The sequence below is a fragment of the Telluria sp. ZB4P34 genome, from assembly GCF_059686055.1.
In genome coordinates this window covers 86,779-99,490 of record NZ_JCASIF010000002.1, presented here as the reverse complement: position 1 = coordinate 99,490, position 12,712 = coordinate 86,779, and the positions used below count along the sequence as shown (strand labels likewise).

Annotated in this window: 11 protein-coding genes; 4 read left to right on the top strand and 7 right to left on the bottom strand. The window is 70.6% G+C overall.

Annotated elements, in window-relative coordinates; translation table 11 throughout:
* Positions 1 to 48 precede the first annotated feature (48 nt).
* The 3 genes from AC56KL_RS04930 to AC56KL_RS04920 all read left to right on the top strand — a co-directional run bounded on the left by AC56KL_RS04930 (position 49) and on the right by AC56KL_RS04920 (position 5,244).
* The gene (locus AC56KL_RS04930) at positions 49 to 2,007 is read left to right on the top strand and encodes a hypothetical protein (protein ID WP_497179046.1); all 1,959 of its coding nucleotides are present in this window, start codon (positions 49 to 51) and stop codon (positions 2,005 to 2,007) included.
* 30 nt (positions 2,008 to 2,037) lie between these two features.
* The gene (locus AC56KL_RS04925) at positions 2,038 to 4,266 is read left to right on the top strand and encodes a bifunctional serine/threonine-protein kinase/formylglycine-generating enzyme family protein (RefSeq protein ID WP_497179417.1); all 2,229 of its coding nucleotides are present in this window, start codon (positions 2,038 to 2,040) and stop codon (positions 4,264 to 4,266) included.
* A gap of 75 nt (positions 4,267 to 4,341) precedes the next feature.
* On the top strand, positions 4,342 to 5,244 hold the full coding sequence (locus AC56KL_RS04920; RefSeq protein WP_497179045.1) for a pirin family protein: 903 nt from the start codon (positions 4,342 to 4,344) through the stop codon (positions 5,242 to 5,244).
* Positions 5,245 to 5,271: 27 nt separating this feature from the next.
* Here the strand turns inward: AC56KL_RS04920 and AC56KL_RS04915 are convergent, their stop codons facing one another.
* The 4 genes from AC56KL_RS04915 to AC56KL_RS04900 form a co-directional block, all read right to left on the bottom strand.
* Complete coding sequence (locus AC56KL_RS04915; RefSeq protein WP_497179044.1) at positions 5,272 to 5,994, bottom strand: AAA family ATPase; 723 nt, start codon at positions 5,992 to 5,994, stop codon at positions 5,272 to 5,274.
* 60 nt (positions 5,995 to 6,054) lie between these two features.
* Positions 6,055 to 6,282 carry a hypothetical protein gene (locus AC56KL_RS04910; RefSeq protein WP_497179043.1) on the bottom strand — a complete coding sequence of 76 codons (228 nt, stop codon included), beginning with the start codon at positions 6,280 to 6,282 and terminating at the stop codon, positions 6,055 to 6,057.
* Positions 6,283 to 6,388: 106 nt separating this feature from the next.
* Positions 6,389 to 7,027, bottom strand: a complete 639-nt coding sequence (locus tag AC56KL_RS04905) for a helix-turn-helix transcriptional regulator (protein ID WP_497179042.1) — start codon at positions 7,025 to 7,027, stop codon at positions 6,389 to 6,391.
* Complete coding sequence (locus tag AC56KL_RS04900; protein ID WP_497179041.1) at positions 7,024 to 8,241, bottom strand: MFS transporter; 1,218 nt, start codon at positions 8,239 to 8,241, stop codon at positions 7,024 to 7,026. Before AC56KL_RS04900 ends, AC56KL_RS04905 begins: the two co-directional genes overlap by 4 nt.
* Before the next feature lie 112 nt (positions 8,242 to 8,353).
* Between AC56KL_RS04900 and AC56KL_RS04895 the strand changes: the two genes are divergently transcribed.
* Positions 8,354 to 8,572, top strand: a complete 219-nt coding sequence (locus AC56KL_RS04895) for a hypothetical protein (RefSeq protein WP_497179040.1) — start codon at positions 8,354 to 8,356, stop codon at positions 8,570 to 8,572.
* Positions 8,573 to 8,613: 41 nt separating this feature from the next.
* Here the strand turns inward: AC56KL_RS04895 and AC56KL_RS04890 are convergent, their stop codons facing one another.
* The 3 genes from AC56KL_RS04890 to AC56KL_RS04880 all read right to left on the bottom strand — a co-directional run bounded on the left by AC56KL_RS04890 (position 8,614) and on the right by AC56KL_RS04880 (position 12,682).
* Entirely contained in the window at positions 8,614 to 10,251 is a 1,638-nt protein-coding gene (locus tag AC56KL_RS04890) for an FHA domain-containing protein (RefSeq protein ID WP_497179039.1), read from the bottom strand.
* Between the two features lie 113 nt (positions 10,252 to 10,364).
* Positions 10,365 to 11,354: a PP2C family protein-serine/threonine phosphatase gene (locus AC56KL_RS04885; RefSeq protein WP_497179038.1), complete on the bottom strand. Its 990-nt coding sequence runs from the start codon at positions 11,352 to 11,354 to the stop codon at positions 10,365 to 10,367.
* Between the two features lie 62 nt (positions 11,355 to 11,416).
* A complete protein-coding gene (locus AC56KL_RS04880; protein ID WP_497179037.1) occupies positions 11,417 to 12,682 on the bottom strand; it encodes an MFS transporter in 1,266 nt (421 codons plus the stop codon).
* Positions 12,683 to 12,712: the final 30 nt, after the last annotated feature.

Below are 12,712 nucleotides of genomic sequence, written 5' to 3'. Positions count from 1 at the left end.
TCGGCGGGTGCCGTGCAGTGTTGGGTGTTTTAGGAAACGGAGTCGGATATGTTCCAGATGTTCGGATTGGGCGGCGCCAGTTGCCCGCGCTGCGAGCGCAAGCATGGCGGGGACGCGCACTATTGCAACGGATGCGGCCTGATCCTCGGCGCGCCGCAGGGTGCCAGTGCGCTGCCGGTGCTGCGCGAGAACCGCTGGGTCGCCGGGCCGGACGAACTGGCCGTGTTCTTCGGCGTGCGCGCGCTGTCCGGCGTGTTCGTCAAGACCCTGCGCGTGCCGGCGACCGCCCGCGCCTACATCTTGCAGGGCAGCAAGGCCACCGAAGTGCCGCAGGGCGAATACGAGATCGAAGGCTTCTTCACCCGCCTGAACCACCTGCTGCGCGACCAGCACGCCGAAATCCTGGTCACCCGCACCGGTGCGCTGCCGGTGGAATTCTGCTTCGACGAGGTGCTCACCGCCGAACAGCTGGCGGTGAGCGCGCGCCTGACGGTCAGCCTGCGCATCGAGAACGTGCCGGCCTTTGCCCGCCACTTCATGACCATGCCCGGCACCATCAAGAGCGAGCAGCTGCGCGAGCTGCTGGCGGCGCCCGTGCGCCAGCTGGCCGAGGAATTCGTCGGCGCGCGCTCGATGCGCGAGATGGCCGGCAACCGGGACCTGCGTGCGCAGCTGGACGAACGCCTGCAGGGCGGGCTGAAGATCCTGCTGGCCGAATACGGGCTGGCGGCAGTGAAGGTCGATACCGTCGAACTGCGCCACGACAAGTACGACGCCCACCGCGCCCGGGTCGGCAGCCTGTGGCTGGCCGCCGACGAGCGCCACGTGCAGATCGAGCATGCGAAGCATCTCGATGAGCTGTACGACGCCGAGGAATGGCAGCGCCTGCGCCGCGCCGAGCAAGGCGCGCGCGTGCGCCAGCGCGAACGCGAACTGCGCCAGGACGACGCCATCGCGCGTGCCGAGCTCTCCCTGCAAGGCGCCGACCGCGCCCATGCGGTGCGGGCGCGCCAGATCGAGCTGTATGCGCGCATCCTCGACGCCGGCTCGCGCAAGCAGGCGCTCGAGCGTGGCGCCGGCGATGTGCTGGCTGAACTCGAACACGAGCTGGCCAAGAAGGGCGCACGGCGCGCGGACGAGGCGCTGGAATGGAAACACCTGCGCGCCCTGGCCCAGGTGCGCATGCGCAGCGAGCTCGAAGTGGCGCAGCACGATGCGCGCCAGGCCCAGGCCATTGCGCGCCAGCGCTTTTCGCAGGCGCTGCTGCAACAGCAGATCCGGAACAAGATCGAGCAGGCCGGGCTGATCGAAGACGCCGCCCGCCGCCAGGCGGAACTCGTGCGCCTGCGCGCCGGCGAGGCGGATGCGGCGCGGCGCACCCGCGAGATCGACGAGGAGGAGCACCGTGCGCGGCACCAGAGCCTGCTGCTCGCCAATGCGGCGCGCGGGCGCGAGGCCGAACGCCTGCAGGAGTGGGAAGACGAGCAGGCGCGCCAGCGCATCGAAACCACCCGCACGGCGGCCCAGCACGACAAGCTGGCCCGCACCATCGAACTCGATGCGCGCCAGTCGCGCGCCCAGCAGGACGTGCAGCTCGACGCCGAAGAACGCCGCCATGCGCTCGAACTGCGCCGCCTGGACGCGTTCGCGGACATGGACGACACCGCCAAGCTGGCCCTGGCCGCGGCGCCGAACGCGGCGCTGCTGACCGATTTCATGAAGACCCGCGTGCACGCCACGATGGATGCCGGCCAGCTGGCGGCCCTCGCAGGCGTCGCAGGCGAGGGCAGGCTGGCCCCTGGCGAGGCGCTGGACCTGGTGCGCGACGAACAGGCGCGGCGCGCGGAGGAAGTCGAGCGCGACCGCCGCCACCAGGTGGAGCTGCTCGCCACCCAGGCCCGCTTCGGGGTCGGCATTGCCGGCGCCGTCCGGCTGTGCGCGCAGGGGCACCCGGCGCGCGAGGGCGAGCGCTTCTGCGCCTCCTGCGGCGCGCCATTGCCGCAGTGATGCGGGCTTGAGGCGAACGTGACGGCAGCGATGCAGACCGCCATCGACAAGATCCGCGAACTGCGTGCCCTCCACGAGGACGGCCTGCTGAGCCGTCTCGAGTTCGACCTGCGCAAGAACGCGATCCTCGATGCGGCCTACCTGCCGGATCAGGCGGGCGTGGAAACAGGGATTGAGGACGCACTCCCGCAGCGCGTACGCCCGGGCACCGAGATTGGCCTGATGGCGGGCCAGGAAGTCGGGCCGCAGAACCGGCGCTACCGCCTGGAGCGCCTGATCGCGCACGGCGGCATGGGCCAGGTATGGCAGGCAACCGACCTCGCCACCCATGCGGAACTGGGCCATAGCGCCCAGGTGGCCCTGAAGATCCTGCCGCCGCAGCTGACCCAATCGGCCCTGCAGTCCAAGCTGCTGATCCAGGAAGCGACGCGCGCGCGCCGCCTGGCGCACGAGAACATCGTGCGCGTCTACGAGTGGGCGCAGGACCCGGCCACCTCGAGCTATTTCATCATCATGGAATGCCTGGAAGGAGAGGACCTCGACAGCCTGCTGGCGCGCGAGGGACGGCTGCCGTTCGAGCGCGTGCTGGCCTTGCTGGAGCCGGTCGCCGCCGCGCTCGACTACGCCTGGGACAGGCATGGCCTGGTGCACCGCGACATCAAGCCGGGCAACGTGTTCCTGACCCGGCGCGGCGAGGTGAAGCTGCTCGACTTCGGCATCGCGGCGCGCGCCCGCGGCAGTGCCGGAAAGGGCGGCGGCGCGGCCCTGGACGCCCCCGGCAGCTCGGGCACCGCCGGTTACCGCGCTCCCGAAGCCGGCAGCGCGCAGGGCCAGCCGGCCCCCGCGCTGGATGTGTACGCGGTGTCGATGATGATCTACCAGATGCTGGACGGCGCCTTGCCCGCGGACCCGGGCGTATCTCCCGCCGCCCTGCAGCCGCACCAGTGGCAAGCCCTGCGCGCCGGCTTCGCCGCCGACCCGTCTGCCCGTCCCGCGACCGTGCGCGCGCTGCTGGAGGGCTTGCGCCAAGCGGTGGGGCCCTCGCCCGAGGAGATCGCGCAGCAGGAAGCGGCCGCGCGCGCCGGGCAGGAACGCCGCGAGCGCGAACTGGCGGTCCGGCGCCAGGCCGAGGAGCAGGCGCGGGATGCGGCCCGGGCCCTGGTGGAGCGCCAGCGCCGCGAGCAGCAGCGCCAGGAGCGCGCCGCCCAGGAAGAGGCCAGGGCGGCGCGCAAGGAAGCGCTGCGGCGGCAGCTGCTGGCCCGGCGCGAGGAAGAAGTGGCCAAGTCCCGGCTGGCGCAGGAAGAAGCCCAGCGCAAGGCGGCGCAGGCCAGGGCCGCTGCCGCCTACCTCGCCGAGCAGAAGCGCGCGCGCGAACTGCAGGCCGCGCGCACCGCGTCCGAGCTGGCGCAGCTGATGCCGACGCCGGACAGTCCGGTGGCCGACGGCGACGGCGTGCTGTGCGACCCCTTCCTGGAGGGCGAAGGCAGCGGGCCCAGCCTGGTGCTGATCCCGACCGGGCGCTTCCAGATGGGCTCGCACGAACACGAGCGCAAGCTGGCGATGGCCGCCGGCGCGCAGAAGCGCTGGCTCGAGCGCGAGACGCCGCAGCGCTGGGTCGGCATCGAGCGGCCGTTCGCGATGGGCCGCTATCCGGTGACGGTGGGCGAATGGCGCGTGTTCGTGCAGGCAACCGGCTGGGAGCCGCAGGGCGAAGTCATCTGGCTCGAACCGGGCTTTGCGCAGACCGACGCCCACCCGGTGGTGGGCGTGACCTGGCATGACGCCCAGCAGTACCTGGCGTGGCTGTCCGGCGCCACCGGCAAGCGCTACCGCCTGCCGAGCGAGGCGGAATGGGAGTACGCCTGCCGGGCCGGCACCAGGACCGCCTTCAGCTTCGGCGACACGATCACCCCCGACCAGGCCAACTTCGACGGCAGCTTCAGCTACAACGGCAGCCCGCGCGGCGCCTCCCGGTGCGGCACCACCCCGGCAGGGATGTTCCCGGCCAATCCCTGGGGCCTGTACGACATGCACGGCAACGTGTGGGAGTGGGTGCAGGACGTGGTGCACGAAAACTACGAAGGCGCGCCGCTGGACGGCAGCGCCTGGGAAACGGGCGGCGACGCGGCCCGGCGCATCCTGCGCGGCGGATCGTGGCTGTACAACCCGCGCTACCTGCGTTCGGCGCTGCGCAACGGTTTTTCCAGCGTGCTGTCCAACGATATCGTGGGTTTCCGCGTGGTGCGCGAGCTGATGTGATCGCCGGGCGGCGCCCGGCGGCCGGCGCCGCCGATGGTGTACAGTAAGCGCATCACGCAAGCACGGAGAATCCTCATGAGCATCGCGCACCTGTTCAAATCGCACGACAAGGACCTCGGCGGCGGCTTCACGGTCCGGCGCATCCTGCCGGCGGCCGCGCGCCAGTCGGTCGGGCCCTTCCTGTTCTTCGACCACATGGGTCCGGTGGAAGCCCAGCCGGGCGCGCGCCACGACGTGCGCCCGCATCCGCACATCGGGCTGGCGACCGTGACTTACCTGTTCGAGGGCGCCATCATGCACCGCGACAGCCTGGGCACCGAGCAGCGCATCGAGCCGGGCGCGATCAACTGGATGACGGCCGGCAGCGGCATCGTCCATTCCGAGCGCACGCCCGACGACCTGCTGGACCGGGTGCGCCGCACCCATGGCCTGCAGCTATGGGCCGCGCTGCCGCGCGAGCTCGAGGAAGCGCCGGCGGCGTTCTCGCACACGCCAAGCGAGGACATTCCGGAAGTGGCCTTCGAGGGCGCCACCGTGCGGGTGCTGGTGGGGACGGCGTTCGGCCGCAGCTCCCCGGTGCCGCGCTTCGGCGACACGCTCTACCTGGACGTGCAACTGGCGCCCGGCGGGTCGATCCTGCTGGACGGCCTGCCTGAGGAAAGCGCGGTGTATGCGCCGATCGGCGCCATCGAGGTGGACGGCGAGGCGATTCCCGCCAATACGATGGCAATGCTCGCGCCGGGCGCCCAGCTGCGCGTGTCGTCAGGCGCCGGCGCGCGTTTCGTCCTCATCGGCGGCGCGCCGCTGGACGGGCGCCGCTACATCTTCTGGAACTTCGTGTCCTCGCGCCGCGAGCGCATCGAACAGGCCGCGCGCGACTGGGAGGCGAATGCCTTCGTGCCGGTGCCGGGCGACGACGAGCGGATACCGCTGCCGGCCTGGCCGGCGGCCTGGCGCCATGAGGGCCTGCGCGACTGACGCCGTGCACCGCAAGATGCAGCCGGCTCATTCGTCGCCGAGCAACTGCTCCAGCCGGCGCGGGTAGTGGTTGAGGAAATCCCGCGTGGTCGCGTAATGCTCGGTATCCTCGTAGGCGATCGGCGAGATGCCGCTGCTGTCGAAGCACAGGATGCGGGCGCGCGGATAGGCCAGCAGGATGGGTGAGTGGGTGGCGATGATGAACTGCGCGTCTTCCTTGACCAGCTCGTCGATGATGCGCAGGGCCGCCAGCTGGCGGTTCGGCGACAAGGCCGCCTCCGGCTCGTCGAGCAGATAGAGGCCGCCTTTCCTGAAATTCAGCAACAGCTCGGCGAAGGCTTCCCCGTGGGAACGCAAGTGCAGGCCGGCGCCGTTGCGGCTGCTGCCGCCCACCTCGTCCATGTAGCTGAACACGTCGAACATGCTTTCGGCGCGCAGGAAATAGGCGTGTAGCGGCTGCCGGAATCCCTTGCTCAGCTTCAGGTGCCGGTGCAGGGCGGAAACCTCTTGCTGGGGGCGGTGCACGCTGCGCGGTCCGCCCTCGGCCGGCATGCCGAGCGCGACCGCGATCGCTTCCAGCACCGTCGATTTTCCAGCGCCGTTCTCGCCCACGAAGAACGTGACGTCGGGGTGCATGTCCAGCACGCCCATCTCGCGCACCGCCGGAATCGTGAACGGATAGGCGTCGAGATCCAGGTCCGCGCGCGGGTCGATCGACACCGAGCGCACAAACGGTTTCATCTGCAGCATCGTGCACCTTTCATGGCGTGGCGCAGCGGCTCGGTCATCGGCAGCTTCGTCGTCCGGATGTCATTTGCGCTCGGCCACTGCGGCGCCGACAGTGAGGACGAGGCCGGTCAGCAGGATGGCGCGCGTGGCGCCGGCGTCGTCGAACACCGTCATCGCCAGGATCGCCCCGGCAGCCGAGACGGCCAGCGGCCGGGGCCAGCGCCGCTCCGGAAAGCGGAACACGAGCACGAGGGCGGCGCAGGCGAGCAGCGCCAGTGGGAACAACCAGGAAAACATCACGTCTGTCATGACAAAATGCGCGAGACCGAAAGTGTGCAGCATACCTGCGCATTGGCGCAACAAGCTCACGCAATTTCACATGCATCGGGGCAGATCGGGACATTGCGGGCCGGGTTCAGGCAGGCGGCTGCGCCGGAACCGCTTCGATGCGGTAGGCGCAGCGCCGCGCGCCGGCCAGCTGGTGCTCGACGCGCTCCACCTGCACGCCTGGGCCCAGCACGCGCCTGAACACGTCCAGTTCGGAGCGGCAGAAGTTCTGGCAGGCACGCGCGGCGGCGCAGATCGGGCAGTGGTTCTCCACCAGCAGCACGCTGCCATCCGGCGCCGCGTGCGCCTCGGCCATGTAGCCTTCCGCCTCGCGCAGCACGGCCAGGCCGGCGGCCCGCTGGACCAGCGGCGCCGCCGGATCGATCGCGGCCCGGTAGGCCGCTTCGCTGGCCGCCTCGCGGGCGTCGATCAGGCGGTCGATGGCCGCCTCGCCGAACAGCGCGCGTACCTGGCCGATCAAGTCGACCGTGAGCGCCGCATGGCGGTCGGGATAGCGGGCGTGTCCCGGCTCGGTCAGCTGCCACAGGCGTACCGGACGCCCCACCTTGCCGGGGGTGTCGACGTGGCTGACCAGTCCCTTTTCTTCGGCCGCCTCGAGCTGGCGCCGCACCGCCATCGAGCTCAGGTGCAAGACCTCGGCGAGGGCCTGGGCGGTTTGGGCGCCGCGCGTCTTCAGCAGCAATAAGGTCTGTTCAGCCGTGTTCATGCGAATTCCTCGTAGGTGGGCGCGGCCTGGCGGCTCCAGCGCCGCATGTTGAAGGCCGCCGACGCCGCCAGCAGGCCGCCCGTCACCAGCACCAGCCGGGTGTCGACCAGCGCCAGCAGCCCACCGCCCAGCGCCATGACAATATGGGCGAGGCAGAAGGTGGTGGACAGCAGACCCATCACGGCCCCCTGTCCATGACCGGCAAAACGGTCGGCCGCCCAGGCCTGCAGGGTTGCATTATAGAAGGCATGCGGCACGCCGAACACGACGATGGCCGCCATGCCTATCCAGAGATTGCCCAGGCCGACGCACAGGATCGCCAGCGCAACGGCGGCCGCCTGGTTGCTCACGCGCAGTCGCGCGTCGCGCGCATGGGCGCGGCCGGCGAACAGGGCGACCAGGGTCATGGTGCCGCACATCGCCATGTTGACGAAGGCGATCCCGGCCGCGTCGTAGCCGCCCGTTTCCACCAGCCACAGCGGAAAGAATTCGTAGAAGCCGGCCACGCCGCAGGAATAGGCGAGGTGGATCAGGAACAGGGTCTGCAGTGGGCCGTGGCGCAGCAAGCTGAAGGCGTGGCGCTCGCGCACCTGGAACCACCAGCCGCGGCTGGCGCCGGGAGGCGGCTCGTGGCGCAGCACCAGCATCGCCAGCATGGCGCCGAGCAGCAGTCCGCCTGCGGCGACGTAGAAGGGAAGTGTGATGCTGCGGCTCGCCGTGAGCCCGGACAGCAGGGGGCCGGCCAGCCAGCCCAGGTTCGAGGAACCGTTCAGCCAGGACAGGGCATGGTTGCGCAGTGGCCCCGCGAGACGCTCGGCCAGCAGCGCGCGCAGGATGGCGCCGTTCCCCTCGAGCACGCCGGTGAAGAAGCGGGCGGCGACCAGCAGCGGGTAGGACTGGTTCAAGAGCGCGTAGGCCGTCAGCAGGTGGCCAGCGGCGGCGCCGACCGTGGTGAGGAGCAGGATGCGGCGGCGTCCGAGCGCGTCCGACATCGATCCCAGCAGCGCACTGCCGAGCAGCATCCCGACCGGATTGACCATCAGCGCAATGCTGAACAGCAGCTTGGGCGGCAGGCCGAGGTAGGTGTTCAGTTCGCTGCCAGCGGCGCCCGCGCCGGAGAACAGGGGCGGCAACAGTGGATAGGCGAGCGAGGCGCCGATGGTCGACAGCAGGGCAAGCAGGCAGGCGCTGGCGATGAGCACGCCGTTCTTCATACACATCCGTGGCAAAGGGGTTTGCCGGAAGTGTAAGCAAGCTCATCTAATAAGTAAACAAAAAGGTTTATTTATCCGATGGATTCCCGGCGCGACCTCGTTCAGGAGCGGGTTGTCGGCAGCTTACCGGCGCGATCCCGCTCATCGAACGAAACGCTTCCCTGAGAGCGTTTCCCGGGTCCCGGAGCCGGGCGGGCTCGGCTACCGGACCGGCGTCCTGGATACGAAGGCGGCAAACCTCGCCGAGGTCCTCATGGGCTGTAACGAAGAAAACCAGATTGCGCTCACCGGTGTCATGACGAAGGGCTTCGCTTACACCCCGTTTCCCTGAAACGCACCGATGCCCGCGGGCGCGCGGCAGGCTCCCGGGCCTCAGGCGTCCAGGCGGGCGGCGGGCAGGGGCGGCAAGGCGCGCCGAAGGTCGCCGCCGCGGGCCGCGTGGGTACGTGCGTCCGCGTCCGCGCCGGTTTCCAGTTCAGGATAGGGCCGCGCGGCAAAGCGCAATTGCGCACCCATGCCGCGCAGGCGCTCCAGGCTCGCGCCCGGCGCCAGCGGCGTTTCGGCCCCGGACACCGGGTCCAGGTGCCAGAAGCCACCGTCCCGGTGGAACAGCAGCGGCAGGCCGGCCGCGCGCGGCTGGGTGCTGCCGCCCTGGGCAGGGCCGGCGCCCGGATGGATGTCCGGCGCCAGGATGCAGAAGGCCTCCGCCCGGGCGCCCGCATCGACGCGGTGCAGGACCAGCGCGTGCGCGAGCAGGGAGGTGACTTCGAGCTCCACCACCCCGCGGATGCTGGCCGTCAGTGCGATGCGCATGCCGAGGCGCAGCGGCACAGGGGCGTGCTTGCCCGGCCATGCGCCGTCGAGCAGCAGGCCGTAGCGCGACACGTCTTCGATCTCGAAACCATGGCGGCCCAGGCGGATAAGGGCGTGGCGGCCGGACAGGCGGCGCGTGAGGCCGCCGCGTTCCTCGCCATGTTCGCCATGGTGGCACAGCAGCAGGTCGGCTTCCGGCGCGAAGCTCTCGAATCGTCCCAGCACGCACTCGTCGAGCGCAAACAGGCGCAGGTGGCGCTGCGCGGCCGAATCGGGTTCCGCGTGGACCAGGCAGGCGCTGCCGGCCGGGCAGGGATGGGGCGCCTGCTGCGCCGGCACGTCGATTTCGATCAGGTCTTCGTCCCAGGCAATGGTGGAAAAGCCCAGGTCGACCTTGCCGCCTGCGTTACCGTCGCCGTCGCGCAGGTCGATCTGCGCGATCGAGGCATTGCGCGCGGTGACGTCGATGTCGAGGCGCCCGCCGCCCGGCGCGTGCACGCGCGCGATGCCGGCGTCGTCGGCCATCACGCGCACGTTCTTGTGGGTGGCGAGGAAGGTCTGGTGGATCTCGCCCAGGCCGGCGTCGGGGCGCGGGACCAGGATCACCGGCGAGCAGGTCCAGGTGCGGGCCGCGTCCGGGCGCTGCGGATGGCGGCTGTGCAGTTCGATGTCGATGCGGTACTGGCCGTGTTCCAGGCCGCGCGAGGAGAATTCGAGGAACACCGGACGCCAGTCGCCGCGCGAGGTGCGCTGGAACAGGCAGCTTCCGCCGTCGCGCAGGCGCAGGCCGGAACGCACCAGCATGCGCAGCTCGGCCGCGCAATCCATCGGCATGCCGCGCAACTCGAGCTTGATGGCCTGGCGTCCGCCCGCCGCACGCGGATCGAAGCCGCTGATGTGCAGCTGCGGGCGTTGCAAGGGCTGGCTGATCGAGGCCGGCTGTGGCGGGAACGGTATGGCGGCGGCCGGGGTGCGGCCGGCGCGCAGGGCGCTGATCATGTCGAAGCTGGACGGCAGCGCGGGGGCGGCAGGGACGGCAGTCGGGGCCGCCGTCCCTGCCGCATTCGCCGTCGCATCCGCCGCCGCAGGCAGCGGCCGGCCGGGCTCGTGCTGGGCATGCCCGTGCGCGCACACGCCGTCGCCGGGCATGACCCAGACGGTGCAGTGCGGATGCTCGGGATTGCGGCAGCGATTCATGGCGCGGTGACGGACTCGGTCAGGTTCGACAACATTGCAAGCTTACGCTTTTTTGACGCCCAGCGGCGCGCCCCATTCATTGATTAGCAACATTATTTTCTGTTGGCAATATTTCAACCCTTGGCGCCGTCCGGCAGGGCGGTTTCGTCGGCCTGTGCTTCCGGCTGCCGGGAGAGCGGCCGCAGCACCAGCGCCGTGAGGTTGTCGGCATGGAGTCCCTCGGGCGGGGTATCCTCGAGGACGCCGAACAGGCGCTCCACCATCGCCGCCGCGCTGGGGGCGTCGGCAAGCAGTTCCGGCCAGCCGGCGACGAAGCGCGCCGGGGCGGCGCAGGACCAGAAACCGTCGGTCGCCAGCAGGTAGGCGGCATCCGTGCGCAGCGGCAGCACGCGGCGGTCCGGCAGCCGGCGCAGCCAGGACGGCAGGTTCAGCGCATCGAGTTCGAACAGCGGGTCGGACAGCCGGGCCGGGTCGCTGAAGGCGTTGCCGAGGATGAAGGCCTGGGCGATCTGGGGCGTGTGCTCGCCGTGCACCCGGCGCCACCAGGCGGCTTCGTCGATGCGCCCCGCCAGGGCGGCGGCCGTGGCCGGCACATGGTCGACCGTGAGCGGCTGCGCCAGGGCCGGGCCGATCTCGTACAGGCGCGAATCGCCTACGTGGTAGAGCAGGGGCGGACTACCTGCCGGCAGCTCCAGCATGGTGAGCGTGGTGCCGGGACGGCCGCCGGGCCCGACGGCGAACTGGCGCTGCAGATCGGCATGCAGGGCGTCCAGGCGCCAGCCCAGCTCGGCCGCCGTGCGGCACGGCGGCAGCTGCAGGAGGCCGGCCGCCACCGCTTCGGCCGCCTCGCGTCCGTGGCCGTGCCCGCCCATGCCGTCCAGCACCGCCACCCGGCCGTGCCCGGCCGGCCAGTCCGGCAGCTGGCGCTGCTGCGGCGCCTGAGCGAGCAGGTGGCAGGCATGTCCGGCGAAGTCGATGACGACGAAGTTGTCCTGGTTCTCGGAACGCTGCACGGGGCCGCTGCCCCGGCGGCTGGCGACGGCGACCTCGTAGTGCGGCGCGAACTGGAATGCGGACAGGGGAGCGGACGGGGCTGGGAGCATGGGGCGGGATGGGATGTCGATCCCGCTACTTTACACCTGAACAAGCCCGGTCCAGGCCCCGATTAGAGCGGGTTTTTCCGGCTTCCACCGAGCAGGACGAGCGCGTTGACCAGTACGCAGGCCCCGGCGGCCCCGAATGCGGCGCGCACGCCCCACCGGTCCGCCACCTGGCCCCAGAACAGGCTGCCCCCCGCATAGCCCCCGGACATCACGAACAGGTAGATCGACAGGGTGCGCGCCCGGACCTCGGCCGGGAAGGACAGCTGGGCGGCCGCGTTCAGGGTCGATACCGTGGCCGACCAGGCCATGCCGCCGCACAGGATCAGCGGCGCCAGCAGCAGCAGCGAGGTGCTGAGCGCCATCGCCACCAGCATCAGCCCGTAGGCCGCCAGCGCGCCGGCCAGCAGGCCGTGCTTGTCCACGCGCGAGCGCACTTGCGGCAGGAAGAAGGCCGCGATGACGGCCCCGCCGCCCAGGCAGCCCATCAGGGTGCCATAGGTACTCGACTGCATGCGTAACACGTCGCGCACGAACACCGGCAGCAGGCTGGCAAAGGCGATGGTCGAGAAGAACACCGAGCAGACGTTGCGCAGGATGCGGCGGTAGCGCGGGCAGCCGAAAGCGGTTCTCACGCCGAGCAGGAAGCGCTCGCGAAAGCCCTCGTGCACCACGGGCTGCGGCGCGCGTTCCCGCCACCAGGCCCAGTACACGCCGAGCAGGCCGGCGAAGGACAAGGCATTGGCCAGGAACAGCGCGCTCGGCCCGATCCAGTCGAACAGCAGGCCGCCCAGCGCCGGCCCGAGGATGGCCGACAGGTTGTACGACAGGTTGTTGAGGGTGGCGGCCGCTTCCACTTCGTCGGGCTCCACCAGGCGCGACATGGCGGCCTGCCAGGCAGGCCAGATGAAGGCCGTGCCAATCGCGATGCAAAAGGTGAGGACCAGCACCGGGGTCGCGGCCACCAGGCCGGCGCCGACCAGCAGCGCCATGGTGGCGGCGCACAGCGCAATGTACAGGTTGCAGAAGAACAGGAACTTGGGCGGGTGCACGGCGTCCGCCACCACACCCGCCAGCAGCGCGAACAGGAAGATCGGCACGTAGGTGGCGGTCTGCACCAGCGAGGTGATCGAGGCCGAGCCGGACAGCGAGGCCACCAGCCAGGCCGAGGCGAAGGTCTGGGTCCAGGTGCCGAGATTCGACACCATGTTGGCCAGCCAGATGTTGCGGTAGCGCGCATGGCGTAACGGCCTGGTCAGCGGCACCTTGCGGCGGGGTGAAGCAGGGGAAAGCGGAATGCTGGCGCCGGCGCGCGTGCTCGAGTCTGGCATGGTCCGGACAGTGTAGGCGGCGCGGCCGGT

What these genes read in the sequence shown, in the direction of transcription:
- AC56KL_RS04930 (WP_497179046.1), top strand. Translation starts at nt 49, where the DNA reads ATGTTCCAGATGTTCGGATTGGGCGGCGCCAGTTGCCCGCGCTGCGAG.
- AC56KL_RS04925 (WP_497179417.1), top strand. Translation starts at nt 2,038, where the DNA reads ATGCAGACCGCCATCGACAAGATCCGCGAACTGCGTGCCCTCCACGAG.
- AC56KL_RS04920 (WP_497179045.1), top strand. Translation starts at nt 4,342, where the DNA reads ATGAGCATCGCGCACCTGTTCAAATCGCACGACAAGGACCTCGGCGGC.
- AC56KL_RS04915 (WP_497179044.1), bottom strand. Translation starts at nt 5,994, where the DNA reads ATGCTGCAGATGAAACCGTTTGTGCGCTCGGTGTCGATCGACCCGCGC.
- AC56KL_RS04910 (WP_497179043.1), bottom strand. Translation starts at nt 6,282, where the DNA reads ATGACAGACGTGATGTTTTCCTGGTTGTTCCCACTGGCGCTGCTCGCC.
- AC56KL_RS04905 (WP_497179042.1), bottom strand. Translation starts at nt 7,027, where the DNA reads ATGAACACGGCTGAACAGACCTTATTGCTGCTGAAGACGCGCGGCGCC.
- AC56KL_RS04900 (WP_497179041.1), bottom strand. Translation starts at nt 8,241, where the DNA reads ATGAAGAACGGCGTGCTCATCGCCAGCGCCTGCCTGCTTGCCCTGCTG.
- AC56KL_RS04890 (WP_497179039.1), bottom strand. Translation starts at nt 10,251, where the DNA reads ATGAATCGCTGCCGCAATCCCGAGCATCCGCACTGCACCGTCTGGGTC.
- AC56KL_RS04885 (WP_497179038.1), bottom strand. Translation starts at nt 11,354, where the DNA reads ATGCTCCCAGCCCCGTCCGCTCCCCTGTCCGCATTCCAGTTCGCGCCG.
- AC56KL_RS04880 (WP_497179037.1), bottom strand. Translation starts at nt 12,682, where the DNA reads ATGCCAGACTCGAGCACGCGCGCCGGCGCCAGCATTCCGCTTTCCCCT.